Source organism: Phyllobacterium sp. YR620, from assembly GCF_900104165.1.
Classification (GTDB): Bacteria; Pseudomonadota; Alphaproteobacteria; order Rhizobiales; family Rhizobiaceae; genus Phyllobacterium; species Phyllobacterium pellucidum.
On record NZ_FNJP01000002.1, the window covers coordinates 678,822 to 705,101 of the forward strand.

Here is a 26,280-nt window from a genome sequence, read left to right on the forward strand (position 1 = left end):
TCGGATTCGCAGGAGTAAAACCACACGCAGTACTTTTCTGCTCGAATTTCTAATAACTTATTGAATTAACAGTCGTATTTTATTCAATCGGGCGTCTTTCATTCTGGCATTATCGTTAATGCAGATGCCACAGGACTGCTCATCCCGGCAAAAGCCGATTCAGCATTTAGCTGGACTCGGATTGCAAAAATCTACATATTGCCGTGAACAAATCAGGAATCTCATCCTAGAGCTGATTCGTAGCTGATTCGTTCTTCTCGCGTTCTATTTCTTAATGGAAGACTCCGTGAATCGGTTCATGATTGTTTATCCGGTCGCCCCCGCATACTTTCTGTCGGACGTTGAAAGTGCTACGCGGAAAAGCATGCCCGGCTACTACTCACTCACCTGATTGGGCCTTGGTACCGGTATTGGAATGTAGTTGATGAACCTTATGCCCACCTCTGAACTTCCTCTCGTCCTGACGGGCCGTGACGTCACGGCCGTACTCGGACCGACAAATACGGGAAAGACGCATCTCGCCATTGAACGGATGCTATCGCACCAGACCGGGATGATCGGCCTGCCGCTGCGGCTGCTCGCGCGCGAGGTCTATAACCGCGTGGTGCAGCGGGTCGGCGTGGCAAACGTTGCGCTGATAACGGGCGAGGAAAAGATCAATCCGGTCGGCGCGCGCTATTCAGTCTGCACTGTGGAAGCCATGCCGCGCCAGACCGACATGGATTTCGTCGCCATCGACGAGGTGCAGCTCGCCAATGATCTGGAGCGCGGGCACATATTCACCGATCGCATCCTGCATCTGCGCGGACGCCAGGAAACATTGTTGCTCGGCGCCGCCACCATGCGCGGTATTCTCGAAAAGCTCCTGCGCGGCATTTCCGTCGTCACGCGGCCGCGGCTTTCCAACCTCACCTATGCGGGATCGAAGAAGATTACCCGCCTGCCGCCGCGCACCGCGGTCGTAGCCTTCGCGGCCGAGGAGGTCTATGCGATCGCCGAACTCATCCGGCGCCAGAACGGCGGCGCTGCCGTGGTGATGGGGGCCTTGAGTCCTCGAACGCGCAATGCGCAGGTCGAAATCTACCAGTCGGGCGATGTCGACTATCTGGTCGCGACCGACGCGATCGGGATGGGTCTCAACCTTGATGTCGACCATGTCGCCTTCGCCCAGGACCGGAAATTCGACGGCTATCAGTTCCGCAACCTTTCGTCGGCCGAGATCGGCCAGATTGCGGGCCGAGCCGGGCGGCACCTGCGCGATGGTACCTTTGGCGTCACGGGGGCAATTTCCGGTTTTTCCGAGGAGCTGGTGCAACGCGTCGAGTCGCACACATTCGACCCGGTCAAGATATTGCAGTGGCGGACGGCCCGTTTCGACTATTCGAGCATCGCCGCGCTGAAACGCTCGATCGAGACACCGGCAACGATCGAGGGGTTGACGCGTGCGCTCCCCGCCGTCGACCAGCAAGCGCTCGAGTTTCTTTCGGCCGATCCCGACGTTGCCCCGCTTGCCAATACGCCGGAGCGCGTGGCGCTGTTGTGGGATGCCTGCGCGCTTCCCGACTACCGCAAGATCGCGCCGGCGCAGCATGCCGACATCATCGCGTCGGTCTATACCGATCTCGTCGAATTCGGTCATGTAAACGAGAATTACATGGCCGAAGAGGTGCGCCGGGCCGATTCCACGGACGGTGACATTGACGCTCTTTCACGCAGGATCGCCCAGATCAGAACGTGGACTTTTGTGTCGCACAGGCCCGGATGGCTGGCAGATCCGACACATTGGCAAGAAAAGACGCGTGAAATTGAGGACAGACTATCCGATGCACTGCATGAACGGTTGACGAAACGCTTCGTAGACCGCAGGACAAGCGTGCTTATGAGGCGCCTGAGAGAGAATACAATGCTAGAAGCCGAAATCAGCCCTGCCGGGGACGTCGTTGTCGAAGGGCACCATGTTGGACGCCTGGACGGATTCCGTTTCACAACGGACGCACAGGTCGAGGGAACGGATGCCAAAGCCCTCCGGGCAGCCGCGCAAAAAGCCCTGGCTGCGGAGTTCGAGAGCCGGGCAGAGCGCTTTGCCGCGTCTGCCAATGGCGACTTCGCCCTCGGGTCGGATGGAACCCTGCGCTGGATAGGCGCCCCGATCGCGTCGGTGGTGCCGGGCGAGCAGGCGCTCAAGCCGCGCGCCGTCCTTCTGGCGGATGAGCAATTGACGGGTCCGGCGCGCGATAAGGTCGCCGCGCGCGTCGATCGTTTCCTTGCCCATCATATCGAGACGGTCCTCAAGCCGCTGGTTGATCTCGCCAATGCCGATGCGCTCGTCGGTATCACCAAGGGACTTGCCTTCCAGCTCGTCGAAAATTTCGGTGTCCTGCAGCGCCGTGATGTTGCTGACGACGTTCGCGGCCTCGATCAGGATTCGCGCGCTGCGCTTCGCAGGCTCGGGGTGCGGTTCGGCGCGTACCACGTCTTCCTGCCACTGCTCTTGAAGCCCGCTCCGGCCGGCCTGTTGACGCTGCTCTGGGCGCTCAAGGAAGACGCCAAGGATCGTCCGGGTTATGGCGACGTCGTGCAGGTGCTTGCAGCGGGACGCACGTCGGTCGTCACCGATGCAAGCTTTGATCCTGCATTCTACCGCCTTGCCGGTTACCGCCTGCTTGGCCGCCGCGCCGTTCGCATCGATATTCTCGAACGGCTCGCTGATCTTATTCGCCCCGCTCTCGGCTGGAAGCCTGGAACCGGCACGCGTCCGGATGGCGCTTACGATGGAACACGCTTCGTCGTAACCCCGGCAATGATGTCGATCCTTGGCGCGACTGCCGACGACATGGAAGAGATTCTGAAGAATCTCGGCTACCGTGCGGAAGCGACCGACGCTGCAGCGGTCGCTGCCAAGCTCGTCGAGTTCGATGCGGCCGCTGTGCCCGCGCCAGAAGCGGCTCCGGCTGCGGAAGGTGGCGCGGCCGAAGCAACGGCAGAACCGGTTGCAACCGATGCTGTCGAGGCAGAGCCCGCCGCATCCGAAGCTACGCCGATAGTGGATGAACCCGCTGCCGCACCGGCAGAGACCACGGCCGTCGCCAGCGCTCCCGCAGAAGTGGCGGAAACTGTCGAGGCTGCACCGAGCGCCCCCGAAGAAGCACCAAAGCCAATTCTTTTGTGGCGGCAGGCCCGTTTCGATGGCCGCGGCAATCGCGGCAATCAGGAAAAGCGCGGCAACGCCCGTGGTGCGGAAGCCCGGGGCAACAACCAGGCCGAGCAACGCAGCCCTCGTCCGGCAAACAACGAGAATGTGCGGCCCGAGCGGAGCGAGCGCAAGGAACATTTCCGTGGCAAGGGCAAGCCCGGAGGCAATGATCGCTTCAAGAACGAAGGCGGCAAGCCCAACAACGGCAAGCCGCAGCATGGCAAGCGTCCCGAGCGCGAGGAGCGGCCAGTCAAGATCGACATGGATTCGCCCTTTGCCAAGCTTCTTGCCTTGAAGGAGCAACTGAAAAAATAGGATGTCGGACCGCCAGCGCATCGACAAGTGGCTATTCTTCGCGCGGGTCGTCAAATCCCGTTCCCTCGCAGCGAAACTTGTCTCGGGCGGTGGGGTTCGCGTCAACAAGGACAAAGTCGACCAGCCGTCGCATGGCGTCAAGGCGGGCGATGTGCTGACTATTACGCTTGATCGGCGGATACTCATCTATCGAGTGCTCGATGGTGGACAAAGACGCGGCCCGGCCGAAGAAGCGCGCACGCTCTATGAGGATATGTCGCCGCCGCCAGCGCCTAAAGGCGATGTGAGCAAACTCGACTTGCTGCCGAAACGCGACGCCGGAAGCGGGCGCCCGACAAAGCGCGAACGCCGGCAGGTGGATCGCCTGATGGATGGCATCGACGACGACCGCGACAATTGACGGCTCAATTGCAAGTATTGACGGCCACGTCGAAATAATCTCCACCAAAGGCCGCACAGCTAAAATATTATTCCGCAATCTGCGCTAGCAAAGGATGCTCGTTGCTTGTTGACGGGCCTGCCCGGTGCGAAGAAAGGCGGCGCGCATACTTGGATTTGCCCTTGGCCAGGTCGGATGGAGTTCGTTTCCGCGACTTAGACCTTTGACGGGGCGCGTTCTGGTGCCGCAGCCGATTTTCCCCTCTTGTCAGCCCGGCGCCAAATCGTTACCTCAACCGCTGACACACCGAGTGTGGTGTCTTCAGGAGCCTGCAAATGACTTACGTTGTGACCGATAACTGCATCCGCTGCAAATATATGGATTGCGTTGAGGTCTGTCCGGTCGATTGTTTCTATGAAGGCGAAAATATGCTCGTCATTCATCCTGATGAATGCATCGATTGCGGCGTGTGCGAGCCTGAATGTCCGGCGGAAGCGATCAAGCCGGATACCGAGCCGGGCCTCGATAGCTGGCTGCAGATTAACGCGGAATATGCCGACAAGTGGCCTAATATCTCGCAGAAGCGCGATGCTCCTGCCGATGCGAAGGAGATGGACGGCGTCGAAGGCAAGTTTGAAAAATTCTTTTCAGCGGAGCCCGGCGAAGGCGATTGAATCTTCCCCGAATCCCGTGTTTGCAAGACTTGATTTGCTGCAATTTTCAAGACTTGCATTCTGACTATTTTTGAGCAAGTGCAGCAAAAAGTTGATTCTAATCACTTTTCATGTTATGGTCCTTTGATATGTTGATCATTGGACGTCAATTTCGTGGCGCTAAAGCATAAATCACCAATCGGCTAGATTTATTTCGGACCTAACAGTTCAGGGTGTGGTTGTTTGTGTGCCTCAGCCCGCTGGTTTGTCCGGATTGCTTTTGCGTGAACATATTGACGGCCGACAGACCGGTAATCCGGGTCCAGTGGTTGGTTCTAGCCGGTGCGTTTTGCCGGGCGCAACAAGGAGTTATTAAGCGAATGACAGCAGTTCAGCAGAAGAAAGCCGCCCAGCGTATTGGATTTAAAACGGGTGAATTTATTGTATATCCTGCCCACGGTGTAGGCCAGATCGTAAATATTGAAGAACAGGAAGTTGCAGGCCACAAGCTCGAACTCTTCGTCATCGATTTCCAGAAAGACAAGATGCGTTTGAAGGTACCGGTTGCCAAGGCGACTGCCATCGGCATGCGCAAGCTATCCGAGACCGACTATGTCGATCGCGCATTGAAGGTTGTCCAGGGCCGCGCCCGTATCAAGCGCACCATGTGGTCGCGCCGCGCGCAGGAATATGATGCAAAGATCAATTCCGGCGACCTTATCTCGATTTCGGAAGTCGTGCGCGACCTTTTCCGCGCAGACAATCAGCCTGAACAGTCTTATTCGGAACGCCAGCTTTACGAAGCTGCGCTCGACCGCATGGCGCGTGAAATTTCCGCCGTCAACAAGATGTCGGAAACGGAAGCCGTCCGGCTGATCGAGGTTAACCTCGCCAAGGGCCCGAAGCGCGGTGCGAAGGCTGAAGAAGCCGATGCCGATGCTGATATCGCCGTCGAAGACGAACAGGAAGAAGCGGCATAAGCTGTTCTTTCATCGATCGTAAAAAGCCCGGCAATGCCGGGCTTTTTTATTGTTATTCGCTGATGATCTTGACCTTGTCGCCGACGGAGACGGTGCCGCCTGGCGGCAGTGCATTGATCAGGCGGAAGAGATCGAGCTTGCGATCCGTCCCCATGATCTGATTGGAAAGGCTTACGAGCGTGTCACCGGGCTTGACGGTGACGACCCGGATACGCAGCGGCTTGATGCTCGCCTTTTCCTGCGGGCTGAGCAGGCGGAAGCTCTGGATGACGGTCTGTGACGCAGGATTGAGCGCGGCGCTTCCGGCCGGCGCAGCGGTCAGGAACCGGTAGATCCGGTTGCCGGCGTTGACGACGAAGATGTCGAACTCCCAGCGGTCCGCCCGTGCCTTCGCCGTCGCTGCGGGCATGCCATTGAAAGTCGTCGCGGTGACGCTCGCATTGTCGAGCCCGGTGACCCAGCCACTGCGCATATAGTCGGTCATCGAAGGGTTGCCGGAGACCTGCGTTCCATCGAACCTGATGGCCACTTCGCCGGGGCCGGTTGCCATGACCGCATCGGCGCTGTTGTCGATGACGAAGCCTTCCGGCACTGTGAAGCTCACGCCAAGCAGCGGGTGAACGAAGCTGCGGCCGCGGACAAAACCCTCCTCGGGCGTATCGCCATAGAGGATGCCGTCGATGCCTTGCAGGAATGAATCGCGATCGGTGGTGCCGACGCCGGGGGCCCCAACCCGCCGGGCGTGGCCGCGGGCAAGCTCGATGCGCTGTGGGGCGGACGGGTGGCTCGCCAAGAAGTCGAGACTGGCATCCGTCGCTCCGGAAACGCTGCGGAAATCCGCATAGGAAGCCATGGATTGCAGAAAGCGAGCGGCGGCAAACGGGTCATAGCCTGCCTCGCCGATCATCTTGATGCCGATCGCATCAGCTTGCAATTCCTGGTTGCGTGAGAACTGCGCCATGCGCAGCTTGCCGCGAATGAGGGCCTCGCGGCCGGCGCTATCGTCCTGGAGGACTTCCGAGACGACACGCCCGGCAATCTGCGCTTCCTGTTCGCGCTGTTGCCGCTCGATGCCATGGTTGGCGATGACGTGACCCATTTCGTGGGCAATGACGGCGGCAAGTTCGGCGCTGTCATTGGCAAGCGCAAGCAGGCCGCGCGTCACGTAGAGATAGCCGCCGGGCAAGGCGAAAGCATTGATGTTCGGCGAGTTCAGAATGGTGATGCGGTATGTATGGGTCGGATTGTCGGACACGGTGGTCAGGTTGCCGACGACCTTCGCAACCATGCGCTCAAGCTTGGCATCCTTGTACTCGCCGCCATAGGTTGCGAGGATGCGCGGATGCTGTTCGGCGCTGAGCTTTGCCAGGCGGTCGTTCTTGCTGACATTGTCGACGGTCACGGGGTTGGAGGAGGGGCCAATGGCGTCCTCCTTGGTCACGCTCAGCACCTGGCAACCTGACAAAAAGGCGAGCAGCAGCGTTGCCGACGCAAGATTCCTGCGGCGGGTGGCGGGAGGGAACCATCCGTGGCTCAATTGCAGATCGTGCGGACCCAGAATCATATCCTCGTTATCATCGCGAAGCAGCAGACTCGCGTACCATCCTTCTTGCTATCCCGATGAACTGTCCTGAGCAAGAATTTCATGGTTTTTTCTTAAGTAAGCCAAGGCGTCGAAAATATGTCAAAGGTCAGAGTCTTTCGTACCGAGGTATTTCCGCAACAGCGATGGTCCTTGTTCGGATAAAAGTTCCTGTGCGGGTCCTTTGGCCGCGATCGTGCCATTGTCGAGAAAGACCAGGATTGACCCCATGCGCAGCGCATCGTCAGGATGATGGGTGACCATGACCACGGTCATCGCGGTTTCGCGCTGCAGGGTTTCGACGAGGTCAAGCATTTCATGGCGCAGCGCCGGTCCCAGCGACGCAAAAGCTTCATCGAGCAGGAGTACCGGCCGCTTGCGCACAAGAGCCCGGGCAATGGCGACGCGTTGGCGCTCGCCGCCGGACAAGGCTTCAGGCTTCCTTTGCTCCTTGCTGGCCAGACCGACCTTGCGGATTGCTTCCATGATCGCGGCACGGTCGGCGACGTCAAGGCGCAAATCCGGCCGCCGGCCCAGCCCGACATTGGCCGCGACATCGAGATGAGCAAACAGATTATTCTCCTGAAACACCATCGAGACCGGCCGCTCGGCCGGGGCGGCGCGCGTCACGTCCTTGCCCTCGATGAAAATACGCCCAGACTTAGCCGGCTCGAAGCCGGCGATGAGGTTAAGCAACGTCGATTTCCCCGATCCGCTCGGCCCGATGATGGTGACGATGGAGGAAGGCTCGATGACAAGGTCAAAATGCATCGCCATCTCGCCATAATTGAAATCCACCGATTCGAGACGAATTTCCGCGCCCCGCCGCGTTCCGTCACTCCAGCGTTCAACCATCGCTACGTACCTCGCGTGTCTTCAGGCGGTTGGCGGCCCTGTCAGCAAGGATCATTAGGAGCAAGCACAGGCAGCCGAGTATCAGGGCGAGACCGGCCGCATCCTGAGTGCGATAGCTGCCCACGCGCTGCAACAGGAGGTAGGGCAGCGTCTGGACAGCGTCATTTCCGAAAAGCGCGATCGTTCCGAGATCGCCGAGCGAAAGCGCCATTGCGAATGCAAAGGCAATCCACAAAGGCTGCCGCAATACCGGCCAGTCGATGAGGCGGAGCCGGTTCCATCCCCTGATGCCCAGTTCCGCGCAGAGCCGATTATGGCGGCTCGCCGCCGTATCCCAGGCCGGTCGCAGAATGCGGTATGCGAATGGAATTGCCATCGCCGCATTGACGCTCACGACCATTACCGGCGCAAGCCTGAACGGATCGACGAAATGGCGCGACAGGATGAACCACCCCGCTCCGATGACGATCGGTGGCACAACCATGATGAGGCTGGCGCCAAGGTCAAGGGCGCGTTCAAAAATGCCGGGCGTTCCGTAACGGCGGCGGTTTGCGATGTCCTCGCGTGCCGTAACGAGGACGAGCGAAATCAGCGTTGCAAGAAGGCCGGCGCCAGCGCCAAGGCAGAGGCTCGTGAGGATTGCCCGCCACACCTGCGTTTCGCCCATCAAACGCCAAAGGTCGGCAGAAAGACCGGAAACCACGGTGCCTGCCATGGGCAGTCCCACGAAGAGCACGCCGACGAGAATGAGGATAGTATCCAACGACCTTGCCCGGGCATAGGGCCTATCGAAGCGCCGGGCCGTCGTGCGCAGGCTGAACCCCTCTTCCGTAGGCCGGCCGGCCATGCTGAGGAGCAAAAGTACCGCGACCGTCAGGGTCAGTTGCAACAGGGTCAGCGATACGGCACGCGCGATATCGAAGTCGAAGTGGAGCGCCTGGTAGATCGCCACTTCCAGCGTTGTCGCGCGCGGCCCGCCGCCAAGCGTCAGCACGATGGTGAAAGACGTAATACACAGCATGAAGATCAGCCCGGCAATGCCGGCAAGATTGCGCCGTATTACCGGCCATTCGATCAGGCGAAACTGCGCCAATGCGCGCATGCCGAGCTGAGCGGAGAGCTTCCAGTAATCTTCCGGAATTGAATCGAGGCTGGCGAGAATGAACCGCGTTGCCAGCGGCAGGTTGAAGAACACGTGGGCGATCAGAATGCCAGTGAGGCCGTAGATGTTCGGTATGATTTCAGAGCCGGATTGCGCGAACAGCGCAGCGAGAAGGCCGTTGCGTCCGTAAATGCTGGTGATCCCGAGCACAGCGACAAGCGCAGGCAGGGCTAGGGGCAGGGCGAAAAGGCGCAAGATCATCGGCCGCCCCGGAAAATCAGGATTGGCATGGAGGGCCCGGGCCAGCGGGATGGCAAAGGCGATCGAGAGCAGCATTGAAAGAACGGCCTGCAACAGGGTGAAGCGTGCAACTCTCCACAAATAGCTGTCGAATGCAGCAAAGCCTTCGGTATTGCCACGCAATGCCTCGCTCAGGAGACCGAGCAAGGCTCCCCCCGCAAGCAGGGCGAGAAAGGCCAGGGCGAGTGCCCCGGCCAAAGGTTTGAGGGAGATGGTGGGCGTCAATGCGTTACAGGCTCATCGACGCAAGCCACTCGTCGATCCAGGCCTTGCGGTTCTTGGCGACTTCCTCCGGCGAGAACATCAGGGTCGTTACGGGCTTTACCAGCCTGTCGAAGGCCGGGTTCAGCGGCGCGCTGGTTTTTGCCGCCGGGAACATCCAGTTGTTTTCCGGGATGGCGTCCTGGAAGGCAGGCGAGGTCATGAAGGCAAGAAATTCCTTGGCCAGCGGGTTCTTCGCGCCCGTCGTGGTCTGGCCCGCGACCTCAACCTGCAGATAGTGGCCTTCGGCGAACGAGGCCGCCTTGTAGCGCTCGGTCTTTTCGGCGATCTCGTGATAGGCAGGAGATGTCGTATAGGAGAGGACAAGCGGCGCTTCACCCTTGGTGAAGAGGCCGTATGCTTCCGACCAACCGGGCGTAACGGTCAAGACGCGGTTCTTGAGCTTGGCCCAAGCTTCCCCCGCCTTGTCGCCATAAACCGATTTTACCCACAGGAGCAGTCCGAGGCCCGGCGTCGAAGTACGCGGGTCCTCTATGACGATCTTCTGTTTCGGATCGCCTTCGACGAGGTCCTTGAGGCTCGCGGGAGGGTTCGTCAGCTTCTCCGTGTCATAAATCGCGGCAAAGTAGCCATAGTCGAAGGGCACGAAAATATCGTCCTTGTAGCCACCCGGAATTGCTACTGCCTTCGTATCGATGCCGTGCGGTGCGAAGAGGCCGGTCGCTGCCGCCTCATAGGTGAGGTTCGTATCAAGACCGAGCACAATGTCCGCCTTCGTTGCAGCGCCTTCGAGCTTTAACCGGTTAAGAAGGGCAACGCCGTCGGTCACGCCAACGAAGTCGACCGTGCAACCGCACTGTTTCTCGAAAGCCTCTTTAACCTTGGGGCCGGGGCCCCACTCCGCGGTGAAGCTTTCATAGGTATAGACGGTGAGCTTGCCTTCGGCGTTGGCACCCGCCGGGAAAGCGAGGACCAGCGCACCGATCATGAGTGCAAATTTCAATAGTGTCGTTAGCGGCCGCATCGGCGCCTCCTTAGCTTGATGTTCAAAAGGATTGGTGCGCCGGCTGTGATGCCGCGTCTAATCCCTCCGCCGGTACAAACCGGATCAGGTTCCGCGGGTTGGCAGGTGTTTCACCTTGTGCCTCTCAGCCTGTCATTTCTGGCAGGCACCCCGTTAGAGCGTTGCAAAGATTAAAGAAAAACATTGGTCGGCGCAAGCCGATTGCCCGTCTTGCGTGTGGTTGCGATCGCAATGTCGGGGGGCCGGTTAATCCGCGCTGATTAACCCGGATTTGTGTGAAGCCATGCGTCCCCGAATCTGCTAGATTTCCCTTCAGAACAATAAGAAGACTAAGGGGGCAGAAATGTTCGAACTCACGGATGGGGCCATGCTGGTGGTCATCGCCATCGCCACGGCAATCGGGGCTTACATATTCTACGGTATCTCGCTGGTGCAGCTTACAGGGTTTTAGCGTTCGCACGCGTGCCTTTGCCCGGCAGCTTCATGCCACGCTGAACGACGCTATGCGGCGCGAGTGCCGCATGCTATGGCCGCGTCATGAGCAAGTTTGTCATTCTTCTCGGCGGAACCGTCCACGCCAATGATCGCCTCAGGGACCTCGTCGCCGGTGCCCGCGTCCTTGCGGCCGATGGCGGCATAGCACATGCCGAAGCCCTCGGCCTCGAACCCGAGCTTTGGCTCGGCGATTTCGATTCGACGTCACCCGAACTCGACCGGCGTTATGCGCATGTTCCCCGCTCGGTTTTCCCGGCTGCAAAGGATATGACGGACGGCGAGCTGGCGCTCAACGAGGCCTATCGGCTCGGAGCAACGGAAGTCGTTCTGTGCGGGGCGTTCGGCGGTTCGCGCACCGATCACACGCTCCTGCATCTCACCATGGCGACGGCCCATGCGGCCGAGGGCCGCAAGATAATCCTCTCCAGCGGTGATGAAGAAGCGCATCCGCTGGTCGCAGGTTCCTACAGGTTCGATTTCCCCGAAGATACGCTCTTCAGCATTGTTGCATTTTCGCCATTGCACGGGCTTTTTATCGAAGGCGCGCGCTGGCCGCTGCAAAATATGGAACTTTCTTTCGGTTCATCGCTTACTGTCTCGAATTCGGTACGCGGAACTCTCCGGGTATCGCTCGATTCAGGTAAGGCAATCCTGATTGCTGCCTTGCAACCGGCGCCCGGCTTGTAAAAAAAAGCGCTAGATGCAATTGTTGCAGGACAGCATTGGGGACGCAAGCTGTTGAAATTTGGTTCTAACAACGGGAGAGGTCTTCCATGTTGAAAAGTTTGTCCACGATTGCAGTCGCCGGACTCCTGGCGTTTTCGGCCGCCGGGTGCACCACTTCTGATCAGCGCGTCGCCGGCTACGGCGTAGGCGGTGCGGCATTGGGTGCATTGGCTGGCGGTGCAATCAACGGTGGCAAGGGCGCCCTTGCAGGTGCTGCAATCGGCGGTGCCGGTGGTGCTTTGGTTGGTGCTGCCACCAACAACAATAGCAATCGTTATTGCACATACGAGAATCGTTATGGCCAGCGTTATCAGGCTCCGTGCCGATAATCTGTTATTTCCAGCATAAGAACAGGCCGGGATTTTCCCGGCCTGTTTTTTTTGGGCCAGGGCGGAATAGCCCAACGACGCTACTGATCGTAGGTGAGCGTGGCGTACGCAGACCCTCCACCGGCTTCATACAGCCATGATCCTCGGGACACGAGCCGAGAATATCGACGAGCGCTCCGCCATAATTTGTTGGTAAGCGCGACGGAAAACTTTCTTCTGCCTTATTGGCACAGCAGGGTCCGCCGCATCTGTTTTGGACATGAAAGGATTTGTCATGAAGTTACGTCTGACCGCGATTGCGGTATCCGCGCTGCTGGCCGTTTCTGTTGCCGGTTGCGCAACGAGCGAGCAAAACGTACGTGGAGGGACGGGCGCCCTGATTGGCGGTGGCCTGGGTGCGATTGCCGGGCAGGCGCTGGGGCATGACACGAAGAGCACGGTGGTTGGCGCAGCAGGCGGTGCCTTGCTCGGTGCCGCAATCGGTACCGTAACGACGCCGCAAGGCCAGACGCAGAACCTCTGCCGCTACCAGCGGCGTGACGGCTCGATCTATACCGCGCCTTGCGAAGGCAATGGCGGCGGCGCCTATGGCGGCAGCGGATACTGATTTTCAACGCATAGTCCAACGACAGGCCGGAAAATTCCGGCCTGTTTTATTTGACAGAGGCACGTTTCTCGCCGAAAAGGCCATGCGCCCGGCAACCCCGGTCTGTCTGTACCGCTGGATTTGAATTCTTCATGGCCCCACCACTGCTTCGTCTCGACCAGATTGCGCTGACATTCGGCGGCACGCCGCTCCTGAGCGATGCTGCGCTTTCCGTCAGCGAGGGGGATCGCATTGCCCTAGTCGGTCGCAATGGTTCGGGCAAATCGACGCTGTTAAAAATCGCGGCCGGCTTCATTGCGCCGACCGACGGCGAGGTGTTCAAGCATCCGGGCGTGACAGTTCGCTATCTCGCGCAGGCGCCGGACATGGATGGCTTTGCAAATGTCCACGACTATGTGGAAGCCGGGCTCGGACCCGCCGACGACCACTACCGCGTCGGCTATCTGCTGGAACATCTGGGGCTTACCGGCGAAGAAAAGCCGGACAATCTCTCGGGCGGCGAGGCGCGCAGGGCGGCGCTTGCCAAGGTGCTCGCGCCGCAGCCGGATATCCTGCTTCTCGACGAGCCGACGAACCATCTCGACCTGACGACGATCGAATGGCTGGAAGGCGAACTTCGCCAGATGCGCTCGGCCCTCGTAGTCATTTCGCATGACCGGCGCTTTCTCGAAAACGTCAGCCGTACGACCGTCTGGCTCGATCGCGGCGTTACCAGACGGCTCGAACAGGGTTTCGCCGGCTTTGAGGAATGGCGCGACAAGATCCTCGAAGAAGAGGAACGCGACCTTCACAAGCTCGGGCGACAGATCGTGCGTGAGGAACATTGGCTGCGTTATGGCGTCACCGCGCGGCGCAAGCGCAACATGCGCCGCCTTGGCGAATTGCAGACCATGCGCAGCGAATTCCGCAATCACCGGCGTGCGCAGGGAACGGCTGTCCTGAAGGCCAGCGACGCAAGGGAATCGGGCAAGCTCGTCATCGAAGCCGAGCATTTGTCCAAGGCCTACGGCGATAATATCCTGGTCGATGATTTTTCGACGCGCATCCAGCGCGGCGATTGCGTCGGTTTCGTTGGGCCAAATGGTGCCGGCAAGACCACGCTTCTCTCCATGCTCACTGGCCAGCTCGCATCCGACAGCGGCACGCTGAAACTTGGCACCAATCTTGAAATCGCGGTGCTCGACCAGAGGCGCGACAGCCTCAATCTCGAACAGACGCTATCCGACTATTTGACGGACGGGCGCGGCGAGAACGTCATCGTCAATGGCGAGCAACGCCATGTCGCTTCCTACATGAAGGACTTCCTGTTCCAGCCGGAGCAATTGCGCACGCCGATCCGCGAACTTTCCGGCGGCGAGCGGGCGCGGCTGATGCTGGCGCGCGTTCTTGCCCGACCCGCAAACCTTCTCGTGCTGGACGAGCCGACCAACGATCTCGACATGGAGACGCTCGATCTGCTGCAGGAACTGGTCGCGGGCTTTCCGGGAACCGTGCTGCTTGTAAGCCACGATCGCGATTTTCTCGACCGTACGGTGACGTCGGTGATCGCGCCGGAAGGCAATGGACGCTGGCTCGAATACGCCGGCGGCTACACGGACATGCTGGCGCAGCGCAAGGAAGCGCTGGCGACACGCAAGGAAATAAAGGGCGCGAAGGCGTCCGCCGCGACGAGTGAGCCAGGAAAAGCGGCGCCGGCGCGAGAGGAAAAGCGCAAGCTATCCTACAAGCAGAAATTCGCGCTCGAAACGCTGCCGGCAAAGATCGAGACGCTGCATGCGGAAATTGCCGCGCTCGAAAAGAAACTCGCCGATCCGGACCTCTTCGCCAGGAATGCCGGTCTCTTCAACAAGACCGTCGACGACATCGCCAAGAAGCGGCATAGCCTCGAAGCGAATGAGCATGAATGGCTCGAACTCGAAATGCTGCGCGAAGAGATCGAAGGCTGAAATCATTTAGTCCAAGGTAGGGGTTGCCCCCGACGCGCTCCTGCAAGAGATTGCCGGCTTTCCCACCTGTCCGGAGCCGGAACCTTGGTCGATTGGCGCGTGCTAGCCGAGCCCTTGCGCTCTATTCTTCATATCTATTGGCGACAATCGCGCTGGACGCTTCTCCTGATCGCGGCGGTGGTGGCCCTGTCGGCTGTTACATCGGTCATGGCCCCCTATTTTTTCTCGCGTTTGGTCGATCGCCTTGGCGCGGACAAACTTGCCGAGAGCTTGCTTTTGGGCTGGGTGACATATGCCGTGTTTCAGGGTTTGCAGACGGCGCTGGAGCGCGTCGTTCAAAGCCTGTCGTTCATGAATGCGCAAAACGTCAATTTCATTGCCGGGACGAGCTTTTTCGCAAGGTTGCTGCGAAAGCACGTCGCCTTCTTCATCGATCATAATCCTGCGGAGATTCAAAGCGCCCAGTCGAGCGGCCAACACGCGCTCGCCGGCGTGATACAGCTTGGGATCCTGGCAATCCTGCCAGGTTTAATCCGCATTACGCTGACCATGGTCACGCTAGGCGCAACGATCAACTGGGAAATTGCCGCGATTGTGTTCAGCTACGGTGCGTTCTTCATCGCGGCCACCTACTTTTCCAACAAATGGGAACGGCCGCATCTCGATGTAGCCATTGAAACGAGCCAGGAAAACGCGCGCTTTGTCGGCAATTCGGTCAATTCGATGGAAACGCTGCGCTATTTCGGAAGCGCGAACTGGGTAGGAGAGCGCTTTGCGGAAAATGCGCGGACGGTTCGCGCGAAGTGGCGAAAATACGTAAATATCGAAATTGGCTTCGCCTGCGTCCATGGAACGGCGCTGGCGCTTCAACTGGTAATCGCTTTCGTTATCCTGCTTCCGCGCTATCGGGCAGGCGAACTCTCGGTAGGCGATGTCGTATTGTTCAACATGCTGTTGTTGCAGCTCAATCAACCGTTCGAAATGATCGGCTATGCCATCGACGACCTGGTGAAGTCCTATTCCGAATTCTTGCCATTCGCACGGATGTGGATGGCGCCGGAAGAGCCTGAACCCAGCACAAACAATGTGTTTACCCTCGTCAAGGGAACCCTGTGTTTCGACAAGGTCGCTTTTGGCTACCGCGAGTCCAAACGACTGAAAGACATTAGTTTTTGTGTCGAACGCGGATGGGTGACCTTCATCACCGGCGAAACCGGTGCAGGCAAATCGACCCTGTTCAAGCTTGCCCTGAAATCGCTGGAGCCGCAATCAGGGCGCATTACGGCGGACGGGGTCGATCTGAAGACCATTGCACGCTCCGACTGGTTCAAGGCGATCGGCGTCGTGCCGCAAGAAATCATGCTCCTGCACGACACGATCGAGGCGAATATCGTGCTCGGCCGGCCGCTCGACCGCGAGCTGCTTCTCAAGGCGGCCGCCAACGCTGCCATCGACGATTTCATCGCCCAGCTTCCCGAGGGTTTTGCGACCGTTGTCGGGGAGCGCGGATTGAAACTCTCAGGCGGCGAGCGCCAGCGTATCGCCATTGCCCGTGCGCTCTACGCCAATCCGAGGGTGCTTCTGCTCGATGAGGCGAGTTCCGCTCTCGACGAGGGTACAGAGGCCGACATCATGCAAGGGCTGCGCCGTTTGAAAGACGAGGTAACCATCATCGCCATTACCCATCGGAAAACGGTCATCCGCCCGGAGGATCGTGTTATCCGGCTCGCCGATGGCTGCGCCTTCGTGTCGTAACGGTGGCCTAGTTTGGCTTGGGCGAAAGCTTGGTCGTCAGCGTCTCGATGCGGTTCGTCACTTCCGAAAGAACGCCGGTGATTGCCGCATCGTTCTTGTCGGCGCGCATCAGGGCCTCGTCGCGGCTCTTGCGCAGGGCCTCTGCCTCGTTGTCGAGCCCCTTCACCCGCATCTGCAACTCGTTGAACTCGTCCATCACCATGATGCCGGCCATGACCGTGAGGCGCAGGTCGCCGATCTCGCCAAACGAGGATTTAAGGTGAGTGACATATTGATCGAAACGCTCCGCGAGGCCGGTCAGGTGCTGTTCCTGGCCTTCGTCGCATGCCATGCGGTAGGCCTTGCCATCGATCGTTACGGTAACAGTGGCCATGGCGTAAGCTCCCTTCAGCCCTTCAGCGGTCCAGAACGGTGCGGATGGATTCCATCGCGGCTACGAGACGGCGCGAAACTTCCTTGTTTGCGGCCTCCAGACGCTCGGCGCGTCCCTCGGATGCATCGAGTTCCTGGGCGAGCTTGCGACGGTCCATGTTCATGCGCTGGACTTCTTCTTCAGCCTCGGCGAAATCGCCCTCGTGCTCCAATCGCATGTCCACCGCATCCTCGAGCGCGGCCAAAGCTTTTCCCAATCGTTCAAGGACCTGTTTGAGGGTGGCCTCCGATGCCATTTTCGCTTCCCCTTATGTGTCGACCTTTTCGCGAATCGCAAAAAAGAAGAACAGCTTATGGACTGGAGTCTAGAGGTTGCATGAACGTTGCGTCAATCAATCCGCGCTGTCATGATCAAGTCATGCACCGATAATCGAATGACGCGCGGGATCACCGGCGATCAAATTTTGTCGCAAACCGTGACAAATCACCGGATTTGGCGCAATCGGACCGGCCAATAATGCCCGGTCCGGGGCTGGTTTTATTGACTCCCTGATGACACCTGCTATGTGTCGCGTGCCTTTTGGATATTGTCTGACCGGCTTCCAGAAACGGCGTCTCCTTTCCTCCACGAAAGACGGTAACCATGACCAATTCTGAAAAATCCAACCAAATGGCCAATGCAATCCGCTTCCTGTCGGCGGAGGCCGTTGAAAAGGCCAATTCGGGCCACCCCGGCCTTCCCATGGGCGCAGCCGACATTGCGACCGTCCTTTTCACCAAGTTCCTCAAGTTCGATCCGAAAGCGCCGCATTGGCCGGATCGCGACCGTTTCGTCCTCTCCGCGGGCCACGGCTCGATGTTGCTCTATTCGCTTCTCTACCTCACCGGGTACGAGGACATGACGATCGAGGAGATCAAGAATTTCCGCCAGCTCGGCTCTCGCACAGCCGGCCACCCGGAATATGGTCACGCATCGGGCATCGAGACGACGACCGGGCCGCTCGGCCAGGGTCTTGGCAATTCGGTTGGCATGGCGCTTTCCGAGCGCATCATGAACGCCCATTTCGGCAATGATCTCGTCAATCACCACACCTATGTCATCGCCGGCGACGGCTGCCTCATGGAAGGCATCAGCCAGGAGGCGATCGCACTTGCCGGTCACCTGAAGCTCAACAAGCTCGTCGTTTTCTGGGATCACAACAATATTTCCATTGATGGCCCCGTTTCGCTTGCCGACAACACCGACCAGCGCGCCCGCTTCGAAGCGTCGGGCTGGCATACGCTCGAAGTCGACGGCCACGACCAGGCGGCTATCGCCGCTGCCATCGAGGATGCGCACAAGTCCGACAAGCCGACGATGATCGCCTGCCGTACGACGATTGGTTTCGGTGCGCCGACAAAGGCCGGCACCAACAAGGTGCATGGCTCGCCGCTCGGCGCGGAAGAACTTGCCGGCGCCAAAAAGGCGCTCGGCTGGACCGCAGAGCCCTTCGTCGTGCCCGCGGACATTCTGGAGGCATGGCGCGCTGCGGGTCAGCGTTCTTTGAAGGAGCATGCTTCCTGGAGCAACCGTCTCGCCTCCGTCGACGCCGGTATGCGCGCGGAATTCGAACGGCGCGTTGCGGGCGACCTGCCTGCCGGCTTCGAAGCCGCAATCATCGCTTACAAGAAAAAGCTTTCGGAAGAAAAGCCGAAGGTTGCCACGCGCAAGGCATCCGAGATGGCGCTTGAAGTCATCAATGGCATTGTCCCGGAAACGATCGGCGGATCCGCCGATCTGACCGGTTCCAACAATACCAAGACGACGCAGACGAAGAATATCACCCCGGAAGATTACGGCCAGCGCTATGTCCATTACGGCATCCGCGAGCACGGCATGGCAGCAGCGATGAATGGCATCGCGCTGCATGCCGGCCTTATTCCCTATTCCGGCACTTTCCTCACGTTCTCCGACTACGCGCGCGGCGCGATGCGCCTTTCCTGCGTGATGGGCATCCGGGTGATCTATGTCATGACGCATGACTCGATCGGACTTGGCGAAGACGGTCCGACGCACCAGCCGGTCGAGCACCTCGCTGCCCTGCGCGCCATCCCCAACAACTACGTATTCCGCCCGGCGGACGTCGTTGAAACCGCGGAATGCTGGGAGATCGCGCTAAAATCACGCAAGCGCCCCTCGACCCTGGCGCTCACCCGTCAGAACCTGCCGACGGTGCGTGCCGAACATGTCGATGAAAACAAATGCGCCTACGGTGCCTACGAACTCGCCGCCGCAAGCGGCAAGGCCGAGGTAACAATTTTCGCAACCGGTTCCGAAGTCGAGATCGCGCTCGCGGCCCGCGACCAGCTTGAAGCCAACGGTCATCCGACCCGGGTCGTTTCCGTGCCGTGCTTTGAACTGTTTGAGGAACAGAGCGATGATTACAAGGCCAAGGTACTCGGCGATGCGCCCGTCAAGGTCGCGGTCGAAGCGGCAATCCGCATGGGATGGGATCGCTTCATCGGTCTCGACGGCATCTTCATCGGCATGACCGGTTTTGGCGCCAGTGGCCCGATCGAAGAGCTTTACAAGCATTTCGGAATCACCGCGGACGCAATTGTCGCAGCGGCCGAAGGCAAGTTGAAATAACCAGACGATTTCCAGCATAATCCAACCAAGGGCTCCTAACCCTCAGGGAGAGACAGAAATGACAGTTCGCGTTGCAATCAACGGTTTTGGCCGCATCGGCCGCAATGTTCTTCGGGCAATCGTCGAATCCGGACGTACCGATATTGAGGTCGTTGCCATCAACGATCTCGGCCCGGTCGAAACCAATGCCCATCTGATGCGCTATGATTCCGTTCACGGGCGCTTCCCTGGAACCGTCACGGTTTCCGGCGATACGATCGACGTCGGTCGTGGGCCCATCAAGGTGGCCGCCGTACGCAACCCGGTCGAATTGCCGTGGAAGGAACTCGGCGTCGATATCGCGCTTGAATGCACGGGTATCTTCACCGCCCGCGACAAGGCTGCCGCGCATCTCGAGGCTGGCGCCAAGCGCGTCATCGTTTCGGCTCCGGCGGAAGGCGCGGACCTGACCGTCGTTTTCGGCGTCAACGACCATAAGCTCACCAAGGAGCATATGGTCATTTCCAATGCCTCCTGCACCACGAACTGTCTTGCGCCGGTTGCCTATGTGCTCAACGAAGCGGTGGGTATCGACCATGGCTTTATGACGACGATCCACAGCTATACGGGCGACCAGCCAACGCTCGACACGATGCACAAGGACCTCTATCGCGGCCGTGCCGCAGCTTTGTCGATGATCCCGACCTCGACCGGCGCGGCCAAGGCCGTCGGCCTGGTACTGCCGGAACTTAATGGCAGGCTCGACGGCACTGCAATCCGCGTACCGACGCCGAACGTGTCGGTTGTCGACTTCAAGTTCATTGCCAAGCGCCCGACCACGGTTGCGGAGATCAACGAAGCGATCAAGACCGCTGCCAACGGCAAGCTGAAGGGTATTCTCGGCTACACGGATTCGCCGAATGTTTCGATCGACTTCAACCACGACCCGCACTCCTCGGTCTTCCACATCGACCAGACCAAGGTCATGGACGGCACCTTCGTGCGCATCCTTTCCTGGTACGACAATGAATGGGGCTTCTCGAACCGCATGGGCGACACCGCAGTCGCATTCGGCAAGGTGATCTGATTGGTCACGCTTTGACGGTTTCAGGATGGCGGGTCGACAACACCCGCCATTTTGTTTTTGATGGTCCACCAATCTTTCTGGCCTGCAGGGCCGGGTAAATAGTCCATAGAGGGTAAGACGATGCCAGCTTTCAAAACGCTTGATGACGCCGACGTTGCAGGAAAACGCGTCCTTGTGCGCGTGGATTTGAATGTTCCTGTCGCCGATGGCGTCGTCACCGACGCAACCCGCATCGAGCGTGTCGCCCCGACCATTGTCGAACTTTCAGACAAGGGCGCGAAGGTGGTCCTGCTCGCGCATTTCGGCCGGCCCAAGGATGGTCCGACGCCCGAATTCTCGCTGAAACCCATCGCCAACGCCGTCTCCAAGGTCATCGCCCGCGATGTTCAGTTCGCAGAGGATTGCATCGGCGAGAAGGCAGCGGAAGCAGTGGCGAAGCTCAACAACGGCGATGTATTGCTGCTGGAGAACACACGCTTCCACAAGGGCGAAGAAAAGAATGATGCCGCTTTCGTCAAGGCGCTTGCGGCAAATGGCGACATCTACGTCAACGACGCGTTCTCGGCAGCGCACCGCGCCCACGCCTCGACCGAAGGACTAGCCCGTGTTCTGCCCGCCCATGCCGGTCGCACCATGGAGGCGGAACTCAAGGCTCTCGAAAAGGGCCTCGGTAATCCGCAGCGTCCTGTCGTCGCCATTGTCGGTGGCGCCAAGGTTTCTTCCAAGCTCGACCTTCTCGGCAATCTTGTGCAGAAGGTCGATGCGCTCGTCATCGGCGGCGGCATGGCCAATACCTTCCTCGCCGCACAGGGGGTAAAGGTCGGCAAGTCGCTGTGCGAACACGATCTGGCCGCGACAGCGCGCGAAATCATGGCCAAGGCGAATGCCGCAAACTGCACGATCATCCTGCCGGTCGATGCGGTGGTGGCATGGCATTTTGAGGCAAACGCCCCGCACCGTGCCTATGGGCTCGATGCCATCCCTGAAGACGGCATGATCCTTGACGTCGGTCCGCAATCGATCGAGCGGATCAAGGGCGCCATCGATGATGCAAAGACGCTGGTGTGGAACGGTCCGCTCGGTGCCTTCGAACTGCACCCCTTCGACCAGGCGACAGTCGCTGCGGCCCGGCATGTCGCTGCACGTACCCGGGCTGGCCAGCTTGTCTCAGTCGCCGGCGGCGGCGATACGGTCGCCGCCCTCAATCATGCGGGCGTTGCCGACGATTTCAGCTATGTTTCGACGGCTGGGGGCGCCTTCCTGGAATGGATGGAAGGCAAGCCGCTTCCTGGCGTCGACGTGTTGAAGAAATAAGATCAGCGACGCCTTGCCCTCCCCGCTTGGGGGAGGGTCAAATCTATGCGACCGGCAGAGCCAAAATCCTCGGCTTTGTCGCCGCCGCTCGATAGGTCGGCGTGGGCTCAACCCGGCGTTGAGCGATTTTCCAGTTAACGAACAAAAGAAAATGTTATGCTGTTAAATCGGTTGAAAAAATTTCAATCGTTTCAATAGCTTGGATCGCCATTTTGTTTCCCCTAGGCTTCTGATATGCGCCAACGCATGGGAAACGGAGTAAAATAATCTATGAGCGAACGCCTGGAAGATATCGCGATTGCAATGGTTGCTGACGGCAAGGGGCTTCTTGCTGCCGATGAGAGCACCGCAACGATCAAGAAACGTTTCGACACGATCGACCTGGAATCGACTGCCGATAGCCGGCGCGACTATCGCGAGATGCTGTTCCGTTCGCAGGATGCGATGCGGAATAATATTTCCGGCGTCATTCTCTACGACGAGACGATCCGCCAGAGCGCCAAGGACGGCACGCCGTTCGTCGACATCATGAAGGCCGATGGCTGCATTCCTGGCATCAAGGTCGATGCCGGCGCAAAACCGCTTGCGGGCTACCCGGGCGAAACAATCACCGAGGGCCTCGACGGCCTGCGCGAGCGCCTTGCCGAATATTATGGCCTCGGTGCACGCTTTGCTAAATGGCGCGGGGTCATCTCGATCAGCGACACATTGCCGACATGGGGCGCCGTCAAGCAGAATGCGCAAGCGCTCGCCCGCTATGCCGCGCTGTGCCAGGAAGCCGGCATTGTGCCGATCGTCGAGCCGGAAGTGTTGATGGACGGCAAGCCCGGCACGCATTCGATTGAGCGTTGCTACGAGGTGACCGAGCTCGTATTGAAGACAGTCTTCGCCGAACTCTACGATGCCCGTGTCAAGCTCGAAGGCATGATCCTCAAGCCGAACATGGTCATCGATGGCCAGAAAGCCCGCAAGGCTTCAGTGGACGAAGTCGCAGAACAGACCGTGCGCGTCCTGAAGGCGACCGTGCCGGCCGCCGTGCCGGGTATCGCGTTTCTTTCCGGCGGTCAGAGCGACGAGGAAGCGACTGCGCATCTTTCGGCGATGAACGCGAACTTCACGACGCCGTGGAAGCTGACCTTCTCCTATGGCCGCGCGCTGCAGGCTGCGGCGCTGAGCGCCTGGAAGGGCAAGTCTGAGAATGTCGCGGCCGGCCAGCGTGCGTTTACGCACCGCGCCAAGATGAACGGTCTTGCTGCGATGGGCGGCTGGAAGAAGGACCTCGAAAAGGCCGCTTAAGCGTTTTTTATCTATAGAAGCGTATCTGATGGACCCGGGCTGGTATCAGTCCGGGTTTTTTCGTGGAGTATTCAACCGCGCATGACATCGCCGTTCCATCCCCTCCTCAGCTGGCTGCTCTACCCGGTCTACGCCTGGCAGGGCATTGGCGTGCGGCTCAGGACGGAGCGCATGGCGCCGCCTGCAGGTTTGCCTGTTGGGGAGATTGCGGGCAAGGATCCGGCCATTCGATTGCTTGTTATCGGCGATTCGTCTTCGGCTGGCGTCGGTGTAAACGATCCATGGCAAGGGCTATGCGTCAGGCTTGCCGTGCATCTGCAGGGTCGTACGGGCCGCAAGATCATCTGGCGCGCCGCAGGGTTCAACTCGGCAACCTCGGGCCAGTTGCGCGACCATGTCGTTCCCAACCTCGAACGCGGCATGTGGACCCATATCGTTCTGACAACCGGAACGAACGATACCAAGAATTTCCACTCATTGCCTCGCTTCAAACGGGAGTTCGGCGGTCTGCTCTATGCGCTCAAGGCAAAGTGGCCGGAGGCTCATATCGTCTGGTCGAAGGTCATCGATTTTCGCGATGTGCCGGCGATGCCGAAACTGCTCGGCCGCATCCTCGAAGGGCGCGCTGACGCGATAAACAAACTCGGCGAGCGCCTTTGCCGTGAGCGCATGGCCGTCGCTGCGACACGGCTTCCCATTGAAGGGCCGGAGGGCTTTGCTGCGGATGGTTTCCATGCCTCGGCGCTAGGCTATGACGCCTGGGCGAAGCATCTGGTGCCGTTCATTCTCAACCGCGCCGAGACCGAGAACGGACAGGAATTGCTTTAGGGGAATCCGGGCGAAACGCTCAAGATGGTCAGAATCTAACCTGCATCTTCGGACGCGGAACTGATCTAACTCGTATGCCCGATCACCACCACCAGAAACATGGCCAGCATGGCGCCGGCGGCGATCTTCCAGAAATCGCCTCGCTTCTTCATGCCTGGCCAACCGAGCGGCTTGATGATGTGAAGCACCATCATCAATATCAGTGCAAAGGGCAGAATCTTGAGCATGGTGTCCGGTGGTTGGAGGCTGTCGGGTCGGTGGCGGAGTTGTGGGGGATTGACCGTACACTGTCAATTCGACCTTTGACTCTGGCCCGCACATTGCGGATGCTGCCAAACTCGGGAGGAAATACATGACATCACGATACAAGGACGTTTATCGCGAGTGGCAAACCGATCCGCTGGCCTTCTGGGCTCATGCGGCCGTGGCGATAGACTGGTTCAAGCCCTGGGATAAGGTGTTTGACGCAGAGCAAGGCCCTTACGGGCGCTGGTATGCCGGGGCCCAGTGCAATACCTGCCACAATGCCGTTGATCGGCATGTCGAACAGGGCAGGGCCGATCAGCCCGCACTGATTTATGATAGCGCAGTCACCGGAACGCAGCGCAGGATCACCTATGCCGAGCTCCTTGACGAGGTCAATGCGCTCGCGGCCGTTCTGATCGGCAAGGGTGTGGGCAAGGGCGACCGCGTTATCATCTACATGGCCATGGTACCGGAAGCCATCGTCGCAATGCTCGCCTGCGCCCGGATAGGCGCCGTTCACTCCGTTGTTTTCGGCGGGTTCGCAGCGCATGAACTGGCGACGCGCATCGACGATGCCAAGCCGGTCATGATCATAGCGACGTCCTGCGGCCTCGAACCCGGGCGCGTGGTGGCTTACAAACCTATGCTCGACAAGGCCATAGAGCAGGCCGCGCACAAGGTCGGGACCTGCCTTATCTTGGTGCGTCCGCAGCAGCCGCACGAACTCGTTGCGGATCGCGATTTTGATTATGCCGATGCGGTGGCGACCGCACGCGGGCGCAAGGTGCCCTGTGCGGTCGTCGAGGCAACCGATCCGCTGTATATCCTCTACACATCGGGCACGACCGGCCAGCCCAAGGGCGTCGTACGCGACAATGGCGGGCATCTCGTGGCGCTCGCCTGGTCGATGGGGGCGATCTACGATACCAAGCCCGGCGAGGTGTTTTGGGCGGCCTCCGATATCGGCTGGGCTGTTGGTCACTCCTATATCGCCTATGCACCGCTGTTCATCGGCGCCACCAGCATCATCTATGAGGGCAAGCCGGTTGGTACGCCGGATGCAGGTGCATTCTGGCGGGTCATATCGGAGCACAAGGTCAAGGTGCTGTTCACCGCGCCAACCGCATTCCGCGCCATCAAAAAGGAGGATCCGAAGGGCGAATTCATCGCCAGATATGATCTGTCCTCGCTTAAATATCTGTTTCTGGCGGGCGAACGCGCCGATACGGACACGATCAAATGGGCCGAGGAGAAGCTCGGGGTGCCGGTCATCGATCATTGGTGGCAGACGGAAAGCGGCTGGCCGATGGCGGCTAATCCGGCGGGTCTCGGCATGTTGCCGGTCAAGTACGGATCGCCCACGGTGCCGATGCCAGGCTATGACATTCAGGTCCTCGACGATGCCGGCCACCCCGTCAAGCGCGGCGACCTCGGCAACATCGTTGTCAAGCTGCCGCTGCCGCCCTCATGCCTGCCCACGCTGTGGAACGCCGACAAGCGGTTTTGCGACGCCTATACCAGCGAGTTTCCCGGCTATTACAAAACCGCCGATGCCGGGATCGTCGATGAGGAGGGCTATGTCTATATCATGAGCCGCACCGACGACATCATCAACGTCGCCGGGCATCGCCTTTCGACGGGGGCGATGGAAGAAGTGCTTTCAAGCCATCCGGACGTTGCCGAATGCGCGGTGATCGGCATTGCCGACCATCTCAAAGGTCAGGTGCCATGCGGCTTCATCGTCCTCAAATCCGGCGTGACGCGCGCCGAAGCGGATATCGAACAGGATTGCGTGGTGCTCATTCGCGAAAGGATCGGGCCCATAGCGGCGTTCAAGCTGGCCATCACGGCCAAGCGGCTGCCTAAAACGCGATCCGGCAAGATCTTGCGCGGGACGATGCAAAAGATCGCCGATCAGGAGCCCTGGAAGATGCCGGCCACGATCGACGACCCGGCAATTCTCGATGAGATCATCGTGGTCCTCGAGGCTCGCGGTATAGGCCGAAAATGATTTGAGTTCTCATGACATCCTCCTGACAGAAGGTTGTCAGGAGGGGTGTGCGATA

22 protein-coding genes and 1 riboswitch are annotated in these 26,280 nt (G+C 59.4%); of the genes, 15 read left to right on the plus strand and 7 right to left on the minus strand.

Features of this window, described 5'->3' with window-relative positions:
* The first annotated feature begins 424 nt into the window (after positions 1-424).
* From BLR72_RS10095 to BLR72_RS10110, 4 genes are all read left to right on the plus strand, one after another.
* Positions 425-3,508, plus strand: a complete 3,084-nt coding sequence (locus tag BLR72_RS10095; RefSeq protein ID WP_091947900.1) for a helicase-related protein — start codon at positions 425-427, stop codon at positions 3,506-3,508.
* A 1-nt stretch (position 3,509) separates the two neighbouring features.
* Positions 3,510-3,908 carry an RNA-binding S4 domain-containing protein gene (locus BLR72_RS10100; RefSeq protein ID WP_091947902.1) on the plus strand — a complete coding sequence of 133 codons (399 nt, stop codon included), beginning with the start codon at positions 3,510-3,512 and terminating at the stop codon, positions 3,906-3,908.
* A gap of 314 nt (positions 3,909-4,222) precedes the next feature.
* Complete coding sequence (gene fdxA, locus BLR72_RS10105; protein ID WP_027231158.1) at positions 4,223-4,561, plus strand: ferredoxin FdxA; 339 nt, start codon at positions 4,223-4,225, stop codon at positions 4,559-4,561.
* 359 nt (positions 4,562-4,920) lie between these two features.
* A complete protein-coding gene (locus BLR72_RS10110; protein ID WP_027231159.1) occupies positions 4,921-5,520 on the plus strand; it encodes a CarD family transcriptional regulator in 600 nt (199 codons plus the stop codon).
* A gap of 52 nt (positions 5,521-5,572) precedes the next feature.
* Here BLR72_RS10110 and BLR72_RS10115 read toward each other — a convergent pair whose 3' ends face one another.
* The 4 genes from BLR72_RS10115 to thiB form a co-directional block, all read right to left on the minus strand.
* Entirely contained in the window at positions 5,573-7,000 is a 1,428-nt protein-coding gene (locus BLR72_RS10115) for a M48 family metalloprotease (RefSeq protein WP_091948641.1), read from the minus strand.
* A gap of 204 nt (positions 7,001-7,204) precedes the next feature.
* A complete protein-coding gene (thiQ, locus tag BLR72_RS10120; RefSeq protein WP_091947905.1) occupies positions 7,205-7,957 on the minus strand; it encodes a thiamine ABC transporter ATP-binding protein in 753 nt (250 codons plus the stop codon).
* A complete protein-coding gene (gene thiP, locus BLR72_RS10125) occupies positions 7,950-9,584 on the minus strand; it encodes a thiamine/thiamine pyrophosphate ABC transporter permease (RefSeq protein WP_091947908.1) in 1,635 nt (544 codons plus the stop codon). The genes thiQ and thiP overlap by 8 nt, the downstream gene beginning before the upstream one ends.
* A 4-nt stretch (positions 9,585-9,588) precedes the next feature.
* Complete coding sequence (thiB, locus tag BLR72_RS10130) at positions 9,589-10,605, minus strand: thiamine ABC transporter substrate binding subunit (RefSeq protein WP_091947911.1); 1,017 nt, start codon at positions 10,603-10,605, stop codon at positions 9,589-9,591.
* A gap of 44 nt (positions 10,606-10,649) precedes the next feature.
* A riboswitch (TPP riboswitch) is annotated at positions 10,650-10,768 on the minus strand.
* Between the two features lie 374 nt (positions 10,769-11,142).
* Here thiB and BLR72_RS10135 point away from each other — a divergent pair.
* From BLR72_RS10135 to BLR72_RS10155, 5 genes are all read left to right on the plus strand, one after another.
* The gene (locus tag BLR72_RS10135) at positions 11,143-11,787 is read left to right on the plus strand and encodes a thiamine diphosphokinase (protein ID WP_091947914.1); all 645 of its coding nucleotides are present in this window, start codon (positions 11,143-11,145) and stop codon (positions 11,785-11,787) included.
* Between the two features lie 86 nt (positions 11,788-11,873).
* The gene (locus BLR72_RS10140; protein ID WP_027231165.1) at positions 11,874-12,155 is read left to right on the plus strand and encodes a hypothetical protein; all 282 of its coding nucleotides are present in this window, start codon (positions 11,874-11,876) and stop codon (positions 12,153-12,155) included.
* Between the two features lie 274 nt (positions 12,156-12,429).
* Positions 12,430-12,762 carry a glycine zipper 2TM domain-containing protein gene (locus BLR72_RS10145; protein ID WP_091921023.1) on the plus strand — a complete coding sequence of 111 codons (333 nt, stop codon included), beginning with the start codon at positions 12,430-12,432 and terminating at the stop codon, positions 12,760-12,762.
* Between the two features lie 131 nt (positions 12,763-12,893).
* Entirely contained in the window at positions 12,894-14,708 is a 1,815-nt protein-coding gene (locus BLR72_RS10150) for an ABC-F family ATP-binding cassette domain-containing protein (RefSeq protein ID WP_091947917.1), read from the plus strand.
* Between the two features lie 84 nt (positions 14,709-14,792).
* Positions 14,793-16,463 (plus strand): ABC transporter ATP-binding protein, encoded by a 1,671-nt coding sequence (locus BLR72_RS10155; RefSeq protein ID WP_244506670.1) that lies wholly within the window; start codon positions 14,793-14,795, stop codon positions 16,461-16,463.
* 7 nt (positions 16,464-16,470) lie between these two features.
* Here the strand turns inward: BLR72_RS10155 and BLR72_RS10160 are convergent, their stop codons facing one another.
* Both BLR72_RS10160 and BLR72_RS10165 read right to left on the minus strand, forming a co-directional pair.
* Positions 16,471-16,836: a cell division protein ZapA gene (locus BLR72_RS10160; RefSeq protein WP_027231168.1), complete on the minus strand. Its 366-nt coding sequence runs from the start codon at positions 16,834-16,836 to the stop codon at positions 16,471-16,473.
* Positions 16,837-16,858: 22 nt separating this feature from the next.
* Positions 16,859-17,131 carry a DUF4164 domain-containing protein gene (locus BLR72_RS10165; RefSeq protein WP_027231169.1) on the minus strand — a complete coding sequence of 91 codons (273 nt, stop codon included), beginning with the start codon at positions 17,129-17,131 and terminating at the stop codon, positions 16,859-16,861.
* A gap of 347 nt (positions 17,132-17,478) precedes the next feature.
* Here BLR72_RS10165 and tkt point away from each other — a divergent pair, with 347 nt between their 5' ends.
* The 5 genes from tkt to BLR72_RS10190 all read left to right on the plus strand — a co-directional run bounded on the left by tkt (position 17,479) and on the right by BLR72_RS10190 (position 23,968).
* Positions 17,479-19,464, plus strand: coding sequence for a transketolase (tkt, locus tag BLR72_RS10170; RefSeq protein WP_091947920.1), 1,986 nt, complete (start codon positions 17,479-17,481; stop codon positions 19,462-19,464).
* Between the two features lie 58 nt (positions 19,465-19,522).
* Positions 19,523-20,530: a type I glyceraldehyde-3-phosphate dehydrogenase gene (gene gap / locus BLR72_RS10175; protein WP_027231171.1), complete on the plus strand. Its 1,008-nt coding sequence runs from the start codon at positions 19,523-19,525 to the stop codon at positions 20,528-20,530.
* Positions 20,531-20,650: 120 nt separating this feature from the next.
* Positions 20,651-21,844 carry a phosphoglycerate kinase gene (locus BLR72_RS10180; protein ID WP_091947923.1) on the plus strand — a complete coding sequence of 398 codons (1,194 nt, stop codon included), beginning with the start codon at positions 20,651-20,653 and terminating at the stop codon, positions 21,842-21,844.
* Between the two features lie 270 nt (positions 21,845-22,114).
* Complete coding sequence (locus BLR72_RS10185; RefSeq protein WP_027231173.1) at positions 22,115-23,140, plus strand: class I fructose-bisphosphate aldolase; 1,026 nt, start codon at positions 22,115-22,117, stop codon at positions 23,138-23,140.
* An 81-nt stretch (positions 23,141-23,221) separates the two neighbouring features.
* A complete protein-coding gene (locus BLR72_RS10190) occupies positions 23,222-23,968 on the plus strand; it encodes an SGNH/GDSL hydrolase family protein (protein WP_091921035.1) in 747 nt (248 codons plus the stop codon).
* A 65-nt stretch (positions 23,969-24,033) separates the two neighbouring features.
* On the opposite strand, the gene BLR72_RS22430 is transcribed toward BLR72_RS10190, so the two are convergent.
* Positions 24,034-24,195: a hypothetical protein gene (locus tag BLR72_RS22430; protein ID WP_175492324.1), complete on the minus strand. Its 162-nt coding sequence runs from the start codon at positions 24,193-24,195 to the stop codon at positions 24,034-24,036.
* Positions 24,196-24,320: 125 nt separating this feature from the next.
* Between BLR72_RS22430 and BLR72_RS10195 the strand changes: the two genes are divergently transcribed.
* A complete protein-coding gene (locus BLR72_RS10195) occupies positions 24,321-26,225 on the plus strand; it encodes a propionyl-CoA synthetase (protein ID WP_091947925.1) in 1,905 nt (634 codons plus the stop codon).
* Positions 26,226-26,280: the final 55 nt, after the last annotated feature.

Coding starts and splice junctions, on each gene's coding strand:
- BLR72_RS10095 (WP_091947900.1), top strand. CDS start 425: ATGAACCTTATGCCCACCTCTGAACTTCCTCTCGTCCTGACGGGCCGT.
- BLR72_RS10100 (WP_091947902.1), top strand. CDS start 3,510: ATGTCGGACCGCCAGCGCATCGACAAGTGGCTATTCTTCGCGCGGGTC.
- fdxA (WP_027231158.1), top strand. CDS start 4,223: ATGACTTACGTTGTGACCGATAACTGCATCCGCTGCAAATATATGGAT.
- BLR72_RS10110 (WP_027231159.1), top strand. CDS start 4,921: ATGACAGCAGTTCAGCAGAAGAAAGCCGCCCAGCGTATTGGATTTAAA.
- thiQ (WP_091947905.1), bottom strand. CDS start 7,957: ATGGTTGAACGCTGGAGTGACGGAACGCGGCGGGGCGCGGAAATTCGT.
- thiB (WP_091947911.1), bottom strand. CDS start 10,605: ATGCGGCCGCTAACGACACTATTGAAATTTGCACTCATGATCGGTGCG.
- BLR72_RS10135 (WP_091947914.1), top strand. CDS start 11,143: ATGAGCAAGTTTGTCATTCTTCTCGGCGGAACCGTCCACGCCAATGAT.
- BLR72_RS10140 (WP_027231165.1), top strand. CDS start 11,874: ATGTTGAAAAGTTTGTCCACGATTGCAGTCGCCGGACTCCTGGCGTTT.
- BLR72_RS10145 (WP_091921023.1), top strand. CDS start 12,430: ATGAAGTTACGTCTGACCGCGATTGCGGTATCCGCGCTGCTGGCCGTT.
- BLR72_RS10150 (WP_091947917.1), top strand. CDS start 12,894: ATGGCCCCACCACTGCTTCGTCTCGACCAGATTGCGCTGACATTCGGC.
- BLR72_RS10160 (WP_027231168.1), bottom strand. CDS start 16,836: ATGGCCACTGTTACCGTAACGATCGATGGCAAGGCCTACCGCATGGCA.
- BLR72_RS10165 (WP_027231169.1), bottom strand. CDS start 17,131: ATGGCATCGGAGGCCACCCTCAAACAGGTCCTTGAACGATTGGGAAAA.
- tkt (WP_091947920.1), top strand. CDS start 17,479: ATGACCAATTCTGAAAAATCCAACCAAATGGCCAATGCAATCCGCTTC.
- gap (WP_027231171.1), top strand. CDS start 19,523: ATGACAGTTCGCGTTGCAATCAACGGTTTTGGCCGCATCGGCCGCAAT.
- BLR72_RS10180 (WP_091947923.1), top strand. CDS start 20,651: ATGCCAGCTTTCAAAACGCTTGATGACGCCGACGTTGCAGGAAAACGC.
- BLR72_RS10185 (WP_027231173.1), top strand. CDS start 22,115: ATGAGCGAACGCCTGGAAGATATCGCGATTGCAATGGTTGCTGACGGC.
- BLR72_RS10190 (WP_091921035.1), top strand. CDS start 23,222: ATGACATCGCCGTTCCATCCCCTCCTCAGCTGGCTGCTCTACCCGGTC.
- BLR72_RS22430 (WP_175492324.1), bottom strand. CDS start 24,195: ATGCTCAAGATTCTGCCCTTTGCACTGATATTGATGATGGTGCTTCAC.
- BLR72_RS10195 (WP_091947925.1), top strand. CDS start 24,321: ATGACATCACGATACAAGGACGTTTATCGCGAGTGGCAAACCGATCCG.